Consider the following 18,846-nt stretch of genomic DNA (forward strand, 5'->3'; position numbering starts at 1 on the left):
CACTGCCACATCCTCGACCACGAGGACGCCGGGATGATGGCCACCGTGGTGGTCGCATGATCGACACCGAACACTGGAACACCGAGCACTGGGACACCGTGTATGCCGACCGCGGCGAACGCGGAGTCAGCTGGTTCACCGAGACACCCGCGCTGTCACTCGACATGCTCGACGCCGCGCATGTCGGCCCGGAGCGATCCTTGGTCGACGTCGGTGCGGGCGCGTCTCGGCTGGTGGACGCGGTACTGGCGCGTGGCCACACCGACGTGACGGCGCTGGACGTGTCCGAACAGGGGCTCGCGGTCGCGCAGAAGCGACTCGGAGCTGCTGCAGAGCGGGTCCACTGGGTGGTGTCCGACCTTCTCGCCTGGCGACCCGGCCGTACCTTCGGCCTATGGCACGACCGTGCCGTCTTCCACTTCCTCCGGGATCCCGACGCGCAGGCCCGGTATCTCGCGCTGCTCGACTCCGCCCTGCAGGACGACGGCATCGCGGTGATCGGCACCTTCGCCGAGGACGGGCCGACAGCCTGCTCGGGACTACCCACGGCCCGCTACTCGCCCAACGAGCTGCTCGACGCCCTCGGCGGCAACTCGCGGTGGGTGGAGCTGGCCCGTCGTCGCGAGCACCACACCACCCCGTCGGGAGCCGACCAGTCGTTCATCTGGCTCGCGCTGCGACGCCGGCCTATCTGACACTGGTCCTCATGATCGGGCCGCAGTCCAGCGCAAAGCGGACACGCCACCGGGAGCGCGTCTATCAGCGGGTTCGAAACCCGAGCCGCGGCGCTCCCTGGAGATGCACGACGCCCTCGACGTGCGCCCAGGCAAGCCGGTGATCGACATCGGCACGGGGTCGTCCTGCCTGATCGACGCGCTATTGAGCCGGGGATCCGGCGACCCGACCGCACTCGACATCTCGGCCGTGGGTCCGAGCCACACTCGCGAACGGTCGGGCCGCCGCCGAACGGGCCGACTGGATGATCGACGACCTACTTCGTTGGATGCCCCGCCGCCGCTACGCCGCCTGGCACGATCGTGGGCTGTTCTATTTCCTCACAGGGCCGGCCGAGCGACGGCGCTACCTCGAACTCCTCGACGCCGCAGTGGTCCCCGGCGGGCCGTGGTCATCGGAGTGTTCACCGAGGGCGGCCCGCGGCGCTTCGCCGGGCTGCGCACCGACCGCTACTCACCCGACGGCCTGGCGCGCGCCATCACGCGGGACCCGGCGACCGAGACCATCGCACTCGCTTTCGAGATGCACCGCACCCGCTGAGACGCTGCCGCTGTTCAGCTGGATCACTGCGCGCCCCCGCCTACCCTGAGGTTCACGCGCAGGTCGTACTCACGCGCAGGCGCAGCAGCAGAGTGAGCGCCAACAGGACGGCGGAGACAAGGGCCAGCCATCCACGGTCGGGCACGAGGAACGCCAGGAGCCCGGTACCCAGGAGCGGAATGGCCAGCGGACTGCACACCGGGCAGGCCATGACGATCGCCGCAACAGTTCCTGCGGACCCGCTACCGGCCTGGCAAGGCCACGACGACCGCCCGTGACGGCGAAGGTGGTGGCGATCAACCCGATCATCACCGCGGACGCGACGAGCGTTGCCCAGTTCCCCCACTCCACCGGGTAGACGCGCCCACGGACTCGGGCGGCAACGTCTCGCCGATTCGACCGATGATCAGGAAGGCGAACACGGAGACCGCAGCGGCCGGTCTCCACTGTCCGGCCGACCACCACCGGGGCTGCATCAGCGTGGTGGCCAACAGCAGCGCCGGTTGTCCCGTGGACGTTCCGAACCGGGTCCTGGTGGACATCAGATCAACATCCGATCGGTGCTCAGAACAGCCAGCGGTATCCGAAGCGCGGAGCCAGAGTGGCGTCGCATCCCCAATGCCGTCCGGCCGGCACAATCGCGAGCATCACCAGTGGGAACAGGTCCTCGGCCGGGTACTCCCACAGGTACCCACCGGTGTGCAGCAGCATCAGCCAGATCGGGGCGAGCAGCAGCAGGCCCCCGACCGCCGCGAGCCGGGTGGCCACACCGAAGATCAGCCCGAGGCCGATGGCGAGCTCGGCGATCGTCAGGAAGACACCGAAGAAGCCCCAGTTGGGCAGCACCAGATTCTGGTAGGCCCACCCCAGCGGCGCGATGTACGTCTTCGACGAAGCATCGGTGGCGATGGCCTGCGCCACGCCGCGGGTGACGAGATTGAAGGAGATGAAACCGAAATCGTAGTTGCCGACGTCGATGATCTTGGCGATGGCATTGGTGAGCCACACCAGGCCGGTGAAGACGCGCAGGACGGTGAACATCCGCGTCATCACCCGGTACGAACCCGGCGCGGCGACCCGCGGCTCGGTCATGCGAACGGTGTCGGTCATCGCGTCGTGCCCCTCTGTGGGTCGAGCATCATGTGCGGTCAGGATAGGGAGGCAGAGCATTCGCGCGGGTACCGTGCGGCGGTTCGTACACGAACCGTAAGTGTCCGCCCCCGGTTCATGCCTCGCTGGCCCATCAGCCCGATCGAGACATAACTAAGGGTCAATTGTCTGCTATGCCGCAGCCATATAGAAATTAAGGTTAAACACTTCTCTCCGCACGTTCTTCAGGACTCAACCCCGTCGAGAGGGTCACATCGTGGATGTGACCGCGCACCAGCCCCCGTGCGCGAGATCGCCGCCCAGCACGCTCACAACGTCGACGCGGAGGGCCGGTATCCAGCTGAGGCCGTACAAGCCCTGCGTGAGAGCGGTCTGCTCGCCCCGGCCGTGCCCATCGAGGCCGACGGGCTCGGCGGTGGCCCGCACGAGCTTGTCGCCACCGTCGGAGGCCCGGCCGAGGTCTGCGGCTCGACGGAGATGATCTACCTGATGCACCTCAGCGCGGTCATGCCGGTGGCGGTCGCACCGCCCCCCGGGCTGTCAAGCTGCTCCACCAGCTCGCCAACAGCAGAATGCTCGCCTCGATGGCCTCCTCCGAGGCCGGCTCGCGCTCGCACTTCTGGGCCCCGCCCGGGCTCGAAGGCCACCTGCAACGGCGACACCGTGGCACTGACGGCGCGCAAGAGCTGGGTGACCTCGGTCGGAAAGGCCGACGTCTACGTCGTCTCCACGGGCTTACCCGACGTCGACGGCGGGGTGGACCCCTTCGCGGTCCCCGCCGACACCCGGGCTCGAGGTCACCAGGCCCAGGAAGGGCATGGGCCTGCACGGCAACGCCGATGCCCTACATCCTCGGGGTCAACTTCGCCACTAGCGACGCCGCGATGCGCGTCTGCGGAGGGGCCCGGTCGTGGGAGCGTGCGGCGGCCGGGATCCGCGCGGCCCCGGCCGAGGGGTTCCGGGTCCGGTTGCCCGCGGCACTGGAACCGGAACGGTTCTCCGAGCTGGAACCGTTCACGGCGTTCCTCGACTAGCTCGGCATCGCCCGCGACGACCAGGTCATCCGCGCGCTCGCGCACCGCGGCGTCTCCGGTACCGGTCTGGAGCTCACCGTCGAGTCCCTGATCCCGGAGATCACCATCACCGCCGACGGCGTCTCTACTGGCTCGTCACCCGCGAGCTGTTCCCACTGGCCGACGTCATCGCCGAGGTCGAACGTCGTTTCGTCGCGCACCGGTCCAAGGCCGACGCGGCGGCACAGTGGTTCCCCTGCGCCTGAGGGCGATCACACCAGGGCGACGGCAACGGCGCGTGCGACGGCAAGCTCGTCGTGCACGCCGTTGTCGGCGCCCTTCTCGAAGTCGTCGCCGTCGGTGGCCATGGTGTTGGTGATGTGCGCCAGGCACACCACCTGCGCGCCGGACGCGGCCGCGTAGGCGTACAACGCCGCCGCCTCCATCTCCACGCAGACGACACCTGCGGCCGCCGCGGCGGCGATCGCGCCCGCGGTCTCCCGGTAGGGCGCATCCGTCGTCCACGACGCACCGGTGACCACCGGCTCCGGGAGCTGGTCGAACGCGCCCCCGAGGAGGCCGAGGGTCTTCTCGTCCAAGCGGCTCCACCGTGACGGTGGCCGGTAGTGGACGCTCGTCCCCTCGTCCCGCAACGCCCGGTCGATCAGCACGAAGCACGGTGTCGCGCCGACCGGTGAGATCTGCCCCGCCGAGGTCACGCTCACCAGCAGCCCGCACCCGGACTCGGCGAGCTGCTCGGCCACCAGCACCGCGAACGGCGCTCCGACCGCCTTCCCCACCACCCCGACGTCGATCCCGTCAAGCCCAATCGTCCACATCTCCGTGTGGTAGCAGGCCCACCCCGGATGCCGGGTGCCCCGCCCGGTGGCGGCCAGGTGACGCACGATGTCGCCGTCCGGATCCAGCAGGCACACCTCCGGCACCGCGACATCCGGCAGCCCCCGCTGCCGACGAGCCTCCCGCAGCAGGTTCGCCGGCCGGAACACCCGCTCGGCCTCGTAGTCCTTCGGAACCATCAGCGGCAGAACGTCATCGGGGGGCACCCCCGCATCTCAACACGAGGCACCCCGGCTGTCCGGCTCCCGTAGCCGGACCCGACGCGGCACGGGATCAGAGAGATGCCGGAGTGCGGTCAGGGCTGCCGGTCATGCGCAGGTAAGGCTTCACCACGCGACGGTGGGGGAACAGCTGTGCGGCTCGCTCGTCGTCGACGCCCAGCCCGATGATCACATCCTCACCTAGCTGCCAGTCCGCCGGCGTCGCGACCGGGTAGGCCTCCGTCAGCTGGAGGCTGTCGATGGCGCGCAGGATCTCGGCGAAGTTGCGGCCGGTCGACATCGGGTAGGTCAGCATGAGCCGGACCGTCTTGTCCGGGCCGATGACGAACACCGTGCGCACCGTGGACGTCGCGCTCGCGCCCGGGTGGATCATGTCGTAGAGCCCCGACACCGTCCGGTCGACGTCGGCGATCATCGGGAAGTCGACCGGGGTGCCCTGGGTCTCGCCGACGTCGCCCTCCCAGCGCAGGTGCGACTCGACCGAGTCGACCGACAGGCCGATGACCTTGACCCCGCGAGCCCTGAACGCCGGGCCGAGGCGGGCGACGGTGCCCAGTTCGGTGGTGCAGACCGGCGTGAAATCGGCCGGGTGGGAGAACAGCATTCCCCACGAGTCACCGAGCCACTCATGGAAGCGGATCGGGCCGCGGGTGGAGTCGGCGGTGAAGTCGGGGGCGGTGTCGCCCAGGTGCAGGCTCATCAGGATCGGATCCTCTCGGTCGTTCGTCGGAGACATCGGGGCCGGCCGCGATGCCCGTCCCACACAACCCCCGGGGGTATCGGTTCCGGCGCGCCGAAGGACCCCTCTGCTGGGGCCGTCCGGCCCCGATCGACATCGGGAGCCGTTTCGCGGACAGGTCCGCGGGAGAGTGGGCGTGTAGCCGACCGAACGCCCGATCCTTCCGGGCACAGGTCCGACGAGAAGGCACGGTGGACTCCGATGACCGCGAGCGACTGGGACCAGCGGTACGCAGGCCGCGACTTCGCCTGGTCCGTCGAACCCAACCGGCTACTGGCCGACGAGGTCGGTCGGCTCCAGCCCGGCCGCGCCCTCGACCTCGGTGCCGGCGAGGGCCGCAACGCGGTCTGGATGGCGACCCAGGGATGGACGGTCACCGCCGTCGACTACTCCCCGGTCGGCATCGACAAGGGCCGACGACTCGCCCAGGAACACACGGTCACGGTCGAGTGGATCGTCGCCGACGTCACCGACTACCAGCCCGACGGATCGTTCGACCTCGTCGTCCTGGCCTACCTGCAACTCCCCCACGCCGTCCTCTCACCGGTACTCGCCACGGCCGCTGCCGCCCTGGCGCCGGGAGGAACCCTGCTGCTCGTCGGCCACGACCGCGCCAACCTCCGCGACGGAGTGGGCGGCCCGCAGGACCCAGCCGTCCTGCACACCGTCGACGAGGTCTGCGCGGCGCTGACCGGGCTCGACGTACAACGCGCCGAACAGTACCGGCGTCCCGTCCAGGTCGACGGCGCCGAGCGGTTCGCCGTCGACACCGTCGTCCGGGCGATCCGCCCCGCCGGCTGACCATGTCACCGGACGGGAACAGCACGGACAGGATGGGCGTTCGATATACCGTAGGGGGTATCTGAACAGGAGAGGTGCAACCATGGCGACGATCGAACTGACCACCGAGAACTTCAACGACACCGTCGGGGACGGCGGGATCGTGCTCCTCGACTTCTGGGCATCGTGGTGCGGCCCGTGCCGCATGTTCGGCCCGGTCTTCGAGAAGGCAGCCGCCAAGCACGACGATGTCGTGTTCGGCAAGGTCGACACGGAAGCCCAGACCGAGCTCGCCCGGACGTTCGGCATCTCCTCGATCCCGACGCTGATGGCCATCCGCGACGGGGTCGTGCTGTACGCCCAGCCCGGCGCGCTGCCCGAGCCGGCTCTGGAACAGCTCATCGAGCAGATCCGGGGCGTCGACATGAACGACGTCCGGCGCACGCTCGCCGAACAGCCCGAGAACTGACCGACCCGCTCCACCGGGCCGGACGGACGGGTCCCACCGGGGAGAAAGCCTCATGCCACGGTCGCCTGCGCCCGGAATGCTGGCGGCCGCGGACGCTCCGACCGGAGCACACCACACCACTGGAGGTCGACATGGGAGACGCTGCCGCACTGCAACGGGAAGCGCGCACGCTCGGGCGCGAGCTGCGTCGGGCGATACCCGACACCTACAAGGCCTACGCACAACTGCACGGCGCCGTGCTCGGACCGGGCGCGTTGAGCTCGAGCACCAAGGAACTCATCGCACTCGCGATCGCCGTGACCAGGGAATGCGACGGCTGCATCGCCGCCCACGCCGACGGCGCCGCGCGCAGCGGCGCGACCACTGACGAGGTGGCCGAGGCGATCGGCGTCGCCATCCTGATGAACGGCGGCCCCGCCACCGTGTACGGGCCCCGCGCATACACCGCATTCCACGAGTTCGCGGACGCGGCACCCCCGCACCGGACCACGACCTGCACCGACCACGACGCACCATCTCCCGCCGATGCCTGAACCACGCGACGTCGCACCAGACGCGAAGACCACGGCCGCACGGACCGGCCCCGTCGTTGACACCCGGCTGGATCATCTGCTCCACGATCTCGATGTCGCCAACGACGCCCACCCGACTCGTCGCGAGTGGACGAGGCTCCCCGACACGACCGCGGATCACCAAGAGACGCTGCACCGGGACGGGCCGGCCACCGGATGCTGAGCGGCCCCAACCGGACCTGGTCATGCTGACGGTGGCGGCGCTCCGGCCCGAGTCGTGATTCCGGAGGCGTTGCGAGGCAACACAGGACGCGCCGCCACCAGCGAGGCGACGCCGAGCAACACCCCACCGGTGACGTCGCTCGGGTAGTGGACGCCCAGCAGCACCCGCGAGGCCGCCACTCCCGCAACGAACAGCACGACCAGTCCCACGATCGACGTCCTGAGTGCGCGCTGTGCGGTCGACAGCCCGGCCAGCACGATCACGACCACCGCACCGAACACCGCAGCGCTACCGGCGGCGTGCCGGACGGGAAGCTGAACCCGGAAGCGCCTGGCCGCTGCCGACCTCGCGCCCGGAACGGATCAGCGGTCGCAACGACGTGTCGAGCAGCCGGCCGGCCAAGGCGGTCGCCGGGCCGCGCAGTCCGAGCACCACCGACGCGGCCACAGCCGCCCCGAACAGCAGGCCCACCGCCACATCACTCGGATAGTGCACACCGACATAGACCCGCGAGAACGCCAGCAGCAATGCGAGCACCGCAGCCACCACACCCAGCCGGCGCTGCCGGATCCACAGTCCCACGACGAGCGCACCGGCGATGACGGCGTGGTCGCTGGGCATCGAGTAGTCCGCACTGCACGACAACAGCACCTGTACGTCCGGCATCGCGGCGCACGGCCGGGCCCGCCCGATCACGGTCGAGACCACGTTCTGGTTGACCAACACCGCCACGACGGCGGCCACCCCGGTGAGAACCACGACGGCCACCTGACCGGTGGCGTCGGGCCGGGCACGGGCCCGCAGCCAGCCGACCACGAGGAGCAGCGCAATCAGCACTGGCCCGAGCCACAGCGCGTAGATGCTCGACACCCCGTGCAACGCGGGGGTGGCGCGCGCCCAGTGGTTGACGGCGAGGAACCAGGCGGAATCGAGCGGCATTCGTGCGGATCTCATTTCGGGGTCGTATCGACGTGGTCCGACCATCGACGGTAGGTGCGGGCGGGTGAACAGACCGGGTGTCCGTGGCAAAGCATCAGCAAGAACACCCGGCCAACAAGGTCAGAACGGACCGTGGGCGGCAGCGAAGCCGAACTGCCATCACCGAGCCCTGGCGGAGCGCCGACCCTGCTGACGGGCGGCCTATCACTGAACCCGCGCGACACGGGTCAATCTGCGAGTAGCCCAGCGGCTGCGCCCGTACAGCAGCGGGCCGCGGATCAACCCGGCGAGCTCGTCGCGGGCGAGCTCGGAGGGAAAGCCGCGCTCCGACTCGGTACCCCCGTCGGAGACCTCGTCCCGGTCCGGGCGGACGTCGTCGTCGGCCCCGGGCCGGATGCCGCGCAGCCGCACGACGGTGGACGGGACGGAACGCCATGTTGCAGCCGGCGCCGCAGGCCCCGGCGCCGTAGAGGGCGAACCGGCGAACCTCGTTCCCGGCGTCATCCCGGCCGACGACCGTCCCGCGCCCCCACGCAGACGCGTCCGGACGGGTCAAGCCGTAGCTCAGCGGCTCGAACGCACGCTCCGCGGCGAACCCGCCGTAGTAGCGCTCGAACCACAGCTGCGCCGGCGTCTCCAGTTCCGACGGCAGCACCAGCCCCGTGACGGCCGACTCCTCGGGGTGCAGCGCGAACCGGGTCGCGATCGCGCGCAGCCACACCGGGTCGACCTGGGCGTCGTCGTCGGTGAACACCACCACCTCCCCGGCGGCCGCGAAGCGCTCACACACCATCCGGGCCCCCGGAAACGCCCCACCAGTCCGGGCAGCAGGTCGACCGTCGGCACGGTGCGCCGGTTGTCCACGACCAGCACCTCGACGCGTGGAACGTCGGACCGGTCGATCGAGGCGAGGCAGACGGCCAGCTCGTCGAGCCGTTCGGCCACGGTGGGGATGACCACCGACAGGCTGGGCAGCTGGTCCACGTCGACGGCCGGGATGCCGCCGATCCTGTCGTCGGCGGTGCGGATGGTCTCGAATGTGGCCGCAAAGTGCTCGCGGGAGGCGCCACCGTCGGGGCCGAGGTCCACCTCGACGAGCGAACGCGGGCGCTCCGTCCGGCGGATCACCACCCAGGCGTGGCCGTACCGCTGCCCCAGCTCCGACAGGTCCGGTGCAGGCTGCTCCACGTCGGCGACCAGCACACGTGTGGCTGCGAAGATGGAGGATCCGCCGGGATCGACCCGGCGACGCGTCATGCCGGCCCCGCGGGTCGGAGCATCCAGATGTCGCACCCGTCCGCAGCAGCCGATCGGACCTGTATGGTGTCGGCGGCCAGCCACCCGGCGATCTCACTGCCTGCGGGGACGAGTGACGGGTCGTAGTTGACGAAGTACTTCGCGCCTTGTGCCACGTGCTCCCGAAGAAGGGCCGAGCTGTACCTGTCGGCCGGAAGGCTCCAGCCCTTCCGGTCAGCCAGATAGAAGATCGTCGGCTCCTGGTAGTTGTTCGGTGTCCCGCGATCGATAGCGAGACTCGTGGTGCCGATCACGACGAGGTCACCGGGCTGCGACACCTGGTCGAGCTGGGCTCCACAGGCTCCGTAGACACCGCTGGTATCGCGGAACGACGCCGAAAAGATCATCAGGCTCTGGGCGCCGAGCAGGACGACGGTCATGACGGCCAGCACCTCTCGCAGTGCACGCGGCGCGAGGCGCCGGCGTAGCCATTTCGCTGCGCCATCGATGCCGATGCCGATCAGCAATGCGGCGAAGGGCAGCGAGAAGATGTGGTACTGCGGGCCCAGCTCGGAGCTGTAGCGACCAACCGCGAAGTAGAAGACGAACAGAGCTGGGAACGCTGCGGCCAGCAGGACCGGGCCGCGCGCCTTCCAGGCCATCCAGGCGCCCAGCAGCGCGATCGGGACACCGACGATGCCGTAGATCAGCGTGCCCTCGATGGTGGCGTTGCCGGTCCAGAACAGCGACGACGTACAGATCGCGAGTGTGCCGAACTTGCTGTCGCCACCGGAGATCACACCGAACGTGTTGCCGTACTGCAGATACAGGTCGTGGGAGTACCAGAGCCACGCGGCGGGAGCAATGAGCGCCGCCGCCCCGCCCACGTAGAGCGACGGCCTGCGCAACCGATCGCGAGCGGAGATCAGCAGCCAGAGCAGCATGATCAGAAAGACGTGCAGCGACGTGGGCTTGGCCAACGCCGCCACGGACGCCGCCGCTGCGGCGGAGACGAGCCAGACCAGCCGGTCCTGGGCCAGCCACCGCTGGAAGAACAGCAGCGTGAGCAGGTAGAACAGCAGCACCGTGACGTCGGGCATGAACGCGTTGCCGTATGTCATCACCACGGGCGAGACCAGGTAGGCGATGAGCGCCCAGCGAGCCGTGCGGGCGGGCACCAGCCGCTTGCCGAGCGACCAGAACACCGCCGCGCCGCCGAGCGTGACCGCCAGGGAGACCAGGCGTCCGACTCAGGCGTGCTCGCCGACGACGTGGTAGAGCGCCGCGGAGATCCACGGCAGGAGTTGCAGCTCGGCGTCGACGTAGCCGGGACCCGCCCCGCCCCAGTTGATCTGTGGGAGGAGGAGGTCCATCCCGCCGACGTAGAAGTTGTGGGCGATCGTGGCGGTGTCGGCGGGGCGCCAGATGTCTCCGAGCCAGGGCATTGGGAGCAGGGCCCGCACCACGGAGAGGGCCGTGACGACGGCGGCGACGACGAGCGCCCAGCGGCCCAGCACATCACTGCGCAACGGCCGGGTCGGCTCCGGAGAAGGCTCCGGCGGCACCAGCTCCATGACGTCGGTTGCGGGTTCGGCCGTGTCTGACATCGAGATCTCCTGCTACGAGGCGTGTGAGTACGCGGTCCGCATCGGACATTCGCGGGATCGCGTGTGCTGAGGGCATGGCCGGGTCGAGCCGGTGGATCCGGCCGGACACCAGTCGGCACACGACCTACGTGCGCATCACGCAGAGCAGGTGGAACTCGGACGATCGACGAGCTGCGGCGGCAGTCGTCACAGACACCGCGACGCCAGGTCCGAACGCCGCCGTCCGTCGGTTCTGAAGTGCGGAGTCGGCCGCGGCCGGGCTCGGCACGGACCCTGCGTCAGGCACTGTCGCCGCGGTAGCGAGGGTGGGCCCACAGTCGTCAGCCTCATGGCCGGCGACGTCGGCGGTCTGCGGCGACGGGTGCGTGACGCTCGCGGCATCGACAGACGGCGCGAACGATGGAAGCGACGTGGACAACGCCTCGCCGTGCCGGAGCGATGAGACCGGGGACGGGTCACCAGCGCAGCAACAGAGCCCAACCAGCGTCACCAAGAGCCCGATGACCAGCGCCAACGCCCACATCGTTGCACCGGGGACACGCCGATGGACGGAACAGATTCCGGCAGGAACGGAAACGATGGCGCGGCTTGTCGCCGGCTGCGCGATCGGTTCCGTGGGCATGCGCCGGGACGTTAGGCGCCGTCCGCTGAAGGCCCGCTGAGAACCCGGAGGGCGAGAGAGGTGGTCCCGGCACGGTCGCCCAGCCCACCTCTCTCGCTGCATGTTCAGCTACCGGCCAGCAGTTGCTTCATCGTGGTGATCTCCGCCTGCTGCGCATCGATGATCTTCTGGGCGAGCGCCTTGGCGTCGGCGCTCTCGCCGTCACGGAGCTCGGACTGGGCCATCGTGATGGCGCCGGTGTGGTGCTCGGTCATCATCTGCAGGAACATCCGGTCGAACCCGGTGCCGTTCGCGGCATTGAGCTGCTGCATCTGCTGGTCCGACATCATCCCGGGCATCGCGGTGCCGGTCCCCATGCCCGACATCCCGGCCATGCCACCGGAGGTCGCCGTCGGTGCGGCCGGGATTGCCCAGCTCTGCAGGAATCCCTGCATCTGGGTGATCTCCGGGCCCTGCGCCTGGGCGATCTGCGCGGCCAGGTCGACAATCTTCTGGTTCGACGTGTGCCCGGCGACGAGCCGTGTCATGTCCACGGCCTGGGCATGGTGCGGAATCATTCCCTGCACGAACGCCACGTCGGCGTCGTTGTGGGCGGTGGCCTGGGGCGAGGCCTGCGCCGAAGAAGCGGAGCCCTGAGCGGTCGATGCCGGGGCGGGGGTGCCGCAGCCGGCCAGAACGGTGGCGGCGAGCACGGCGGCGAGCATGCCTGAAGCGGTCGTGCGGTTCATCGGTGGTGCTCCTCTGAGAACGTGCGGAAGTGATCGGTCGGCGGAGACGCGCCGACCGATCAGGTCCGCAGCACGCAGAGTTGTGCGAGCCGGACCGACGTGGGGGGCGGTGGACGCGGCCACAGGGCCGCGATCCGCACACGGATCGGAACGGCGTCGGCGACGGAACGGGTCCGGATCACGAAGGTCATGACCCAGACGGTGAGCAGGAGCAGGGCCCCGAGGACGGCCAGGCACAGATGCATCATCGTGTGGGCGTCCGGCGACTGCGCTGGCCCCGGGTGCATCGCGTCCGGCATCCCCGCCGATACCGCATCGACCGGCGCCACGGGGCCGGCCATGACGTGGCCGTGGAGATCCTGCGTCATGGCCGCGGAGGCCATCGGCATGGCGTGTTCGTCGGCCATCGGCATCGCCAGCGAATGCATCGCGACGACCCCGAGGAGGAGCGCGAGCACGACGAGCACGCGCTCCCAACGCCACGAGCCAGCCCGTCCCATGACCGCCACCATAACCACTGGGGGGTATGCCCCGCCGCCGCGGGCCGCTTGCATACCCATACCCCCTAGGGGTAATTTCGTTTGCGGGAGGAAACAATGAACGGCTACACACCCGGGAAGGACGCCTACCTCAAGCGGCTGCGACGCATCGAGGGACAGATCCGCGGGATCGCGAAGATGGTCGAGGACGACACGTACTGCATCGATGTAATCACCCAGGTCTCCGCCGCCACCAAGGCGCTGCAGGCCGTGGCGCTGGGCCTGCTCGACGAGCACCTCGCCCACTGCGTCACGGCGGCCGCCGCAGAGGGTGGCGAGGTCGCCGAGCAGAAGGTCGCCGAGGCCAGCGCCGCGATCGCTCGTCTGGTCCGTTCCTGAATCCCGGCCGGCACCAACACCACCGGCGGCACACCGCGCCGTCGTTCGAAGGAGGTACGCGATGAGCGAGCACACCTACACCGTCAGTGGGATGACCTGCGCGCACTGCGTCGACTCGGTCACCGAGGAGATCAGCGAACTCGACGGGGTCACCGCCGTCACGATCGACCTGCCCACCGGCGCAGTCACCGTCATCAGTGCCGCGCCGCTCGACCGGTCCGCGGTCGAGGCCGCCGTCCGGGAGGCCGGCTACCGACTGGTTCCCGAGGAGTCCATCGCATGAGCGCCACGACCCCCGCGCCCCCGGTCCTGTCCACCGACATCGAACTGTCGATCGAGGGTATGACCTGCGCCTCGTGCGCCAACCGGATCGAACGCACGCTCAACAGGCTCGACGGCGTCACCGCCACGGTCAACTACGCCACCGAGAAGGCCCGTGTCAGCGCCACGGCCGGAATCGACCCGGCGGTGCTCATCGCCCGGGTCGAGGCCGCCGGATACCGGGCGACGCTGCCCTCGGCCCCGGCAGCACTCCGTGCACCCGCCGTCGCGGACGAGGAACCAGACGATCCGAGCGCCGCCCTGCGACAGAGACTGATCACCAGTGCACTGCTGTCGGTGCCGGTCATCGTCTTGGCGATGGTGCCGGCGTGGCAATTCACCTACTGGCAGTGGATCTCCCTCGCGCTGGCCGGGCCCGTGGTGGTGTGGGGGGCCTGGCCGTTCCACCGCGCCGCATGGGCCAATCTCCGCCACGGTGCCGCGACGATGGACACCCTCATCTCGATGGGCACCCTCGCCGCGTTCGGGTGGTCGCTCTTCGCACTGCTGTTCGGCAGCGCGGGCATGCCCGGCATGACCCATCCCTTCGAGCTCACCGTCGCGCGCTCCGATGGCACCGCCAACATCTACCTCGAAGTCGCCACCGGGGTCACCACGTTCATCCTGGCGGGGCGCTATTTCGAGGCCCGCTCCAAGCGACAGGCCGGCGCCGCATTGCGCGCGCTGCTTCAGCTCGGGGTGAAGGACGTCGCCGTGCTGCGACCGGGTACCGACGGCGCAGCGGTGGAGACGCGTATCCCCGTTGACCGTCTAGTGGTGGGCGACCGGTTCGTCGTCCGACCCGGCGAGAAGATCGCCACGGACGGCACCGTCGAGGAGGGCAGCTCCGCCGTCGACGCATCGATGCTCACCGGCGAGTCCGTCCCGGTCGAGGTCCGCCCGGGTGACGCCGTCGTCGGCGCCACCGTGAACGCGGGCGGTCGCCTGGTCGTGGCCGCCACGAGGGTCGGCGCCGACACCCAGCTCGCCCAGATGGCGCGCCTGGTCGAGGAAGCCCAGACCGGCAAGGCCCAGGTCCAACGCCTCGCCGACCGGGTCTCCGGGATCTTCGTCCCGATCGTCCTCGTCCTCGCCGCCGCCACATTGGCGTTCTGGCTGATCACGGGCGCGGGCGCAGCGGTGGCGTTCACCGCCGCCGTCGCCGTGCTGATCATCGCCTGCCCCTGCGCGCTCGGGCTCGCGACACCGACCGCCCTGCTCGTCGGCACCGGACGGGGTGCCCAGCTCGGCATCCTGATCAAGGGCCCGGAGGTCCTGGAGTCCACCCGCCGCGTCGACACCGTCGTCCTGGACAAGACCGGCACGATCACCACCGGTCGCATGTCCCTGGTCGACCTCCACACCGACACCGCCACCGACACCGACGAGCTCCTGAGACTGGCCGGGGCTCTGGAGGACGCCTCCGAGCACCCCATTGCCGCCGCGATCGCCCGCGCCGCCCGTGAACGGACTGGCGACCTGCCGGCCGTCTCCGACTTCACCAACCTCGAGGGTCTCGGCGTGCAGGGCGTCGTGGACGGGCACGCGGTCCTCGTCGGACGGGCCGCACTGCTGGAGCAGTGGAGCCAACCGCTCACCCCGGCGCTGGCCGAGGCGATGGCCACAGCCGAACAGCTCGGCCGGACCGCGGTCGCAGTCGCGGTCGACGGCATCGCCCGTGGCGTGCTCGTCGTCGCCGACACCGTCAAGCCCACCTCCGCACAGGCCATCACGAGGCTCCGCGCCCTGGGCCTCACCCCGATCCTGCTCACCGGTGACAACGCCGGCGCAGCAGCCGCGGCCGCGGCTCAGGTCGGCATCGACAGCGGACCCGACGCCGTCATCACCGACGTGCTGCCCGCGGACAAGGTCGACGTCGTCAAGCGCCTGCAGGCCGAAGGCAGGGTCGTGGCCATGGTCGGGGACGGCGTCAACGACGCCGCCGCGCTGGCCCAGGCCGACCTCGGCCTCGCCATGGGCACCGGCACCGACGTCGCCATCGAGGCCGGTGACATCACCCTCGTGCGCGGAGACCTACGCGCCGCCGCGGACGCGATCCGGCTCTCCCGCAGCACGCTCTCGACGATCAAGGTGAACCTGTTCTGGGCGTTCGGCTACAACATCGCCGCACTGCCGCTGGCCGCCGCCGGCCTGCTCAACCCGATGTTCGCCGGCGCCGCCATGGCGCTCAGCTCCGTGTTCGTCGTCGGCAACAGCCTCCGCCTCCGTCGATTCCAGGGTCTTGTCGACCGGGACACGAGGGCAGGACGGCACTAGCGGGCACGCGCAACGCCCGACGACCGTGGGCCGTGCCGGGCAGATCCCGGCAGACCAGCTCGCGCACGTCCACATGAGGAGACCGCAATGATGTTCTGGTACGGCAACGGGAACGGCGTCGACGGCTGGGGTTATGTGCTCATGACCGTCGGCATGGTGCTCTTCTGGGGTGTGGTGATCTTCGGGGTGATCGCGCTGGTGCGCTACACCGCTCGCCGGCAGGGCCCTGCTCAGACCCACGTGCCATCGCCCACGCCGCAGCAGCTGCTCGCCGAACGATTCGCGCGCGGGGAGATCGACGAGCACGAATACCGCATCCGGCTCGACGTCCTGCACCAGGCGCCCCGCTCGCCGGCCGCGCAGTAGTCGCGGACGGCACCTCACCTTCCCCCCTTCCATGACGACCGACGGGACGATGTCGCATGAACACGAGCACGGACGAGACCGCGGTCATCACGGTGTGGGGCGTCCAGTGGGCCTCGGAGAAGGCGACCGTCGAGGCCGTGCTCGGGCGACGCCCCGGCGTGCGGACCGTCTCCGCCAACCCCGTCGCCCAGACCGCGACGATCACCTACGACCCCGACGCCACCTCGATCGCCGACCTCACCGGCTGGATCCGGGACTGCGGCTACCACTGCTCCGGCCAGTCGGTGCCACGACACATCTGCGATCCCCAGGTCGAGCCGCACGCCGCCCACCCGCCGGTCGCCGAGATGTCACCGCACGAGATGACAGGCCACGGCGGGCACGGCGAAATCGGGCACGGTGAGATGTCGATGGCCACGATGGTCGCCGACATGCGCAACCGGTTCCTCGTCGCGGCGCTGCTGTCGATCCCGGTCCTGCTGTGGTCGCCGATCGGCCGCGAGGTGATCGGCTTCGGCGTCCCCGCCCCCTTCGGACTGCGCGACGACGTGTTCTCGCTGGTCCTGAGCCTTCCGGTGGTCTTCTACTCCGCCTGGATCTTCTTCGACGGCGCGGTCCGGGCACTGAAAGCCCGGACCCTGGACATGATGGTGCTGGTGGCCGTCGCGGTCGGCGCCGGCTGGGGCTACTCCCTCGTGGTCACCCTCACCGGCGGCGGTGAGGTCTTCTACGAAGCCGCGACGGTGCTGACCGCGTTCGTGCTGCTCGGGCACTGGTTCGAGATGCGCGCCCGCGGCGGTGCGAACGACGCCGTCCGGGCTCTGCTCGACCTCGCGCCACCCCACGCGGTGGTGCTCCGCGACGGCCTCGGGGTGGAGGTCCCCACCTCCGAGGTGGTCGCGGGCGACCTGCTTTTGGTACGGCCGGGCGCGAAGATCCCCGTGGACGGAACGGTCGAGGAGGGCGACAGCGACGTCGACGAGTCGATGGTCACCGGGGAGAGCATGCCCGTGCGCAAGACGGCCGGCAGCGCCGTTGTCGGCGCCACCATCAACACCGACGGCACCCTGCGGGTCCGGGCCACCAAGGTCGGCGCGGACAGCGCGCTCGCCCAGATCGTCTCCCTCGTGCAGCAGGCCCAGAACTCCCGGGCCCCCGGACAGCGGCTCGCCGACCGCGCCGCCTTCTGGCTGGTGCTCGTGGCACTGCTCGGCGGAGCGGCCACCTTCGCGGCCTGGGCGCTGTTCTCCGACAAGCCGCTGACCATGGCCCTGTTGTTCGCGATCACCGTCGTCGTCGTGACCTGCCCCGACGCCCTCGGCCTCGCCACCCCGACGGCGATCATGGTCGGCACCGGGCTGGGCGCGAAGCGAGGCGTGCTGTTCAAGAACGCCACCGCCCTCGAGTCCTCGGCACGGATCCAGACCGTGGTGATGGACAAGACCGGCACCCTGACCAGGGGCGAGCCCGAGGTCACCGACGTCATCAGCCCGCACATAGCCGAGTCGGAGCTCCTCGCTCTCGCGGCCGCCGTGGAGCGGGAGTCCGAGCATCCCCTCGCCCGTGCCGTCGTCGCCCACGCCGACGCGCAGTCGGTCCCCCGTCGCAGCGCCATCGGGTTCGAGAACGTTCCTGGTCACGGCGCGATCGCCACCGTCGACGGGCACCGGGTGGCGGTAGGCAGCCGCCGGCTGCTCGAACGCGAAGGCATCGCGCTCGGGGACCTCACCGACGCCCGTGACGAGCTCGCCGCGAGCGGCCGCACGACTGTGCTGGTCGCCATCGACGGCGCCGCGACCGGCCTGCTGGCGCTGGCCGACGCACCACGGGAGTCCGCAGCCGCCGCCGTCGACGCGCTGCACGCCCTGGGCGTCGACGTCGTCATGCTCACCGGCGACAACCAGGCCACCGCCGACCGCATCGCCGGCCAGCTCGGCATCGACACCGTCATCGCCGACGTCCTGCCCGGGGACAAGGCCTCCCGGATCGCCGAACTGCAAAACGACGGTCGGCGCGTCGCCATGGTCGGCGACGGCGTCAACGACGCCCCCGCGCTCGCCCAGGCCGACCTCGGCATCGCCATCGGCGCCGGCACCGACGTCGCCATCGAGACCGCCGACGTCGTCCTCATGCGCTCCGACCCCCTCGATGTGGCCACCGCCCTGCAGATCGGCCGCGGCACCCTGCGCAAGATGCACCAGAACCTCGCCTGGGCCGTCGGCTACAACGCGATCGCCCTGCCCATCGCCGCCGGCGTCTTCGAACCCGCCTTCGGCCTGGTGCTCCGTCCCGAGATCGCCGCGCTGTCGATGTCAGGGTCGAGCCTCCTCGTCGCCGTCAACGCATTGATGCTCAAACGGCTACGCCTACCGCAACCCCACTCCGACCATTCTCCAAGAGCCGATTTTGCCGCTCACACCGAGCGTTCTGCGAGTGTCGGCGGGCCGCCCGGGTGATTCTGCGCAGGACACAATGAGCTGCCGTCAGGCTGGGCCCTGCCAGACAGCGTGGTCGTACGGCGTGCGGGGCATCGAGCGGCTGGACGCCAGATCGAGGGCATCGAACGAGATACCCGGCTCGGTTTCGGCAGGCCCGGACCAGCGCCGATCCGATACCCGCCGACACCCGGAACGCCGTTCGGCCCGACCCAGGAGCCGGGTCAGCCCGAACAG

Annotated in this window: 23 protein-coding genes and 1 pseudogene; 13 read left to right on the forward strand and 11 right to left on the reverse strand. The window is 70.1% G+C overall.

What is annotated here, in order from left to right:
- The 3 genes from ACFPFQ_RS00880 to ACFPFQ_RS00890 all read left to right on the forward strand — a co-directional run.
- Positions 1–60, forward strand: a 60-nt coding sequence (locus ACFPFQ_RS00880; protein WP_379614303.1) for a multicopper oxidase domain-containing protein, incomplete at its 5' end; no start/stop codon positions are given.
- Positions 57–695, forward strand: a complete 639-nt coding sequence (locus ACFPFQ_RS00885; protein WP_379613670.1) for a class I SAM-dependent methyltransferase — start codon at positions 57–59, stop codon at positions 693–695. The genes ACFPFQ_RS00880 and ACFPFQ_RS00885, both read left to right, overlap by 4 nt.
- Positions 696–1,122: 427 nt before the next feature.
- Positions 1,123–1,275, forward strand: a complete 153-nt coding sequence (locus ACFPFQ_RS00890) for a hypothetical protein (protein WP_379613671.1) — start codon at positions 1,123–1,125, stop codon at positions 1,273–1,275.
- A gap of 564 nt (positions 1,276–1,839) precedes the next feature.
- Here ACFPFQ_RS00890 and ACFPFQ_RS00895 read toward each other — a convergent pair.
- Complete coding sequence (locus tag ACFPFQ_RS00895; RefSeq protein WP_379613673.1) at positions 1,840–2,367, reverse strand: hypothetical protein; 528 nt, start codon at positions 2,365–2,367, stop codon at positions 1,840–1,842.
- A gap of 300 nt (positions 2,368–2,667) precedes the next feature.
- On the opposite strand from ACFPFQ_RS00895, the pseudogene ACFPFQ_RS00900 reads away from it, so the two are divergent.
- Positions 2,668–2,886 (forward strand): annotated as a pseudogene (locus tag ACFPFQ_RS00900) (acyl-CoA dehydrogenase family protein); the annotation flags it as partial.
- 338 nt (positions 2,887–3,224) lie between these two features.
- Positions 3,225–3,419, forward strand: coding sequence for a hypothetical protein (locus tag ACFPFQ_RS00905; RefSeq protein WP_379614349.1), 195 nt, complete (start codon positions 3,225–3,227; stop codon positions 3,417–3,419).
- Here ACFPFQ_RS00905 and ACFPFQ_RS00910 read toward each other — a convergent pair.
- The 3 genes from ACFPFQ_RS00910 to ACFPFQ_RS00920 form a co-directional block, all read right to left on the reverse strand.
- A complete protein-coding gene (locus ACFPFQ_RS00910; protein ID WP_379614350.1) occupies positions 3,416–3,619 on the reverse strand; it encodes a hypothetical protein in 204 nt (67 codons plus the stop codon). The genes ACFPFQ_RS00905 and ACFPFQ_RS00910 overlap by 4 nt on opposite strands.
- A gap of 51 nt (positions 3,620–3,670) precedes the next feature.
- Complete coding sequence (locus ACFPFQ_RS00915) at positions 3,671–4,462, reverse strand: nucleoside phosphorylase (protein ID WP_379613675.1); 792 nt, start codon at positions 4,460–4,462, stop codon at positions 3,671–3,673.
- 67 nt (positions 4,463–4,529) lie between these two features.
- The gene (locus ACFPFQ_RS00920) at positions 4,530–5,177 is read right to left on the reverse strand and encodes a peroxiredoxin (protein WP_379613677.1); all 648 of its coding nucleotides are present in this window, start codon (positions 5,175–5,177) and stop codon (positions 4,530–4,532) included.
- 240 nt (positions 5,178–5,417) lie between these two features.
- On the opposite strand from ACFPFQ_RS00920, the gene ACFPFQ_RS00925 reads away from it, so the two are divergent.
- From ACFPFQ_RS00925 to ACFPFQ_RS00935, 3 genes are all read left to right on the forward strand, one after another.
- Positions 5,418–6,017: a class I SAM-dependent methyltransferase gene (locus ACFPFQ_RS00925; protein ID WP_379613679.1), complete on the forward strand. Its 600-nt coding sequence runs from the start codon at positions 5,418–5,420 to the stop codon at positions 6,015–6,017.
- Positions 6,018–6,099: 82 nt separating this feature from the next.
- Positions 6,100–6,465: a thioredoxin gene (gene trxA, locus ACFPFQ_RS00930; protein ID WP_296374825.1), complete on the forward strand. Its 366-nt coding sequence runs from the start codon at positions 6,100–6,102 to the stop codon at positions 6,463–6,465.
- 131 nt (positions 6,466–6,596) lie between these two features.
- Positions 6,597–6,998, forward strand: a complete 402-nt coding sequence (locus ACFPFQ_RS00935) for a carboxymuconolactone decarboxylase family protein (protein WP_379613681.1) — start codon at positions 6,597–6,599, stop codon at positions 6,996–6,998.
- Positions 6,999–7,220: 222 nt separating this feature from the next.
- On the opposite strand, the gene ACFPFQ_RS00940 is transcribed toward ACFPFQ_RS00935, so the two are convergent.
- From ACFPFQ_RS00940 to ACFPFQ_RS00970, 7 genes are all read right to left on the reverse strand, one after another.
- Positions 7,221–7,481, reverse strand: coding sequence for a phosphatase PAP2 family protein (locus ACFPFQ_RS00940; protein WP_379613683.1), 261 nt, complete (start codon positions 7,479–7,481; stop codon positions 7,221–7,223).
- Positions 7,482–7,488: 7 nt separating this feature from the next.
- Positions 7,489–8,139 carry a phosphatase PAP2 family protein gene (locus tag ACFPFQ_RS00945; RefSeq protein ID WP_379613685.1) on the reverse strand — a complete coding sequence of 217 codons (651 nt, stop codon included), beginning with the start codon at positions 8,137–8,139 and terminating at the stop codon, positions 7,489–7,491.
- Between the two features lie 204 nt (positions 8,140–8,343).
- Positions 8,344–8,550, reverse strand: coding sequence for a hypothetical protein (locus tag ACFPFQ_RS00950; RefSeq protein WP_379613687.1), 207 nt, complete (start codon positions 8,548–8,550; stop codon positions 8,344–8,346).
- Positions 8,551–9,392: 842 nt separating this feature from the next.
- Positions 9,393–10,616: a glycosyltransferase family 39 protein gene (locus ACFPFQ_RS00955; RefSeq protein ID WP_379614305.1), complete on the reverse strand. Its 1,224-nt coding sequence runs from the start codon at positions 10,614–10,616 to the stop codon at positions 9,393–9,395.
- A 9-nt stretch (positions 10,617–10,625) separates the two neighbouring features.
- Positions 10,626–10,982, reverse strand: a complete 357-nt coding sequence (locus ACFPFQ_RS00960; RefSeq protein WP_379613689.1) for a hypothetical protein — start codon at positions 10,980–10,982, stop codon at positions 10,626–10,628.
- A gap of 726 nt (positions 10,983–11,708) precedes the next feature.
- Positions 11,709–12,332, reverse strand: a complete 624-nt coding sequence (locus tag ACFPFQ_RS00965) for a DUF305 domain-containing protein (RefSeq protein WP_379613691.1) — start codon at positions 12,330–12,332, stop codon at positions 11,709–11,711.
- A gap of 59 nt (positions 12,333–12,391) precedes the next feature.
- Entirely contained in the window at positions 12,392–12,832 is a 441-nt protein-coding gene (locus ACFPFQ_RS00970; RefSeq protein ID WP_379613693.1) for a DUF6153 family protein, read from the reverse strand.
- 96 nt (positions 12,833–12,928) lie between these two features.
- Between ACFPFQ_RS00970 and ACFPFQ_RS00975 the strand changes: the two genes are divergently transcribed.
- The 5 genes from ACFPFQ_RS00975 to ACFPFQ_RS00995 all read left to right on the forward strand — a co-directional run bounded on the left by ACFPFQ_RS00975 (position 12,929) and on the right by ACFPFQ_RS00995 (position 18,630).
- On the forward strand, positions 12,929–13,210 hold the full coding sequence (locus tag ACFPFQ_RS00975; RefSeq protein WP_379613695.1) for a metal-sensitive transcriptional regulator: 282 nt from the start codon (positions 12,929–12,931) through the stop codon (positions 13,208–13,210).
- Positions 13,211–13,271: 61 nt separating this feature from the next.
- Positions 13,272–13,493, forward strand: a complete 222-nt coding sequence (locus ACFPFQ_RS00980) for a heavy-metal-associated domain-containing protein (protein ID WP_379613697.1) — start codon at positions 13,272–13,274, stop codon at positions 13,491–13,493.
- A complete protein-coding gene (locus ACFPFQ_RS00985; protein WP_379613699.1) occupies positions 13,490–15,808 on the forward strand; it encodes a heavy metal translocating P-type ATPase in 2,319 nt (772 codons plus the stop codon). The genes ACFPFQ_RS00980 and ACFPFQ_RS00985 overlap by 4 nt, the downstream gene beginning before the upstream one ends.
- Before the next feature lie 87 nt (positions 15,809–15,895).
- Entirely contained in the window at positions 15,896–16,174 is a 279-nt protein-coding gene (locus ACFPFQ_RS00990) for an SHOCT domain-containing protein (RefSeq protein ID WP_379613701.1), read from the forward strand.
- A 56-nt stretch (positions 16,175–16,230) separates the two neighbouring features.
- Positions 16,231–18,630, forward strand: coding sequence for a heavy metal translocating P-type ATPase (locus ACFPFQ_RS00995; RefSeq protein ID WP_379613703.1), 2,400 nt, complete (start codon positions 16,231–16,233; stop codon positions 18,628–18,630).
- The last annotated feature ends 216 nt before the right edge of the window (positions 18,631–18,846 follow it).

The sequence above is a fragment of the Pseudonocardia sp. GCM10023141 genome, assembly GCF_042653605.1.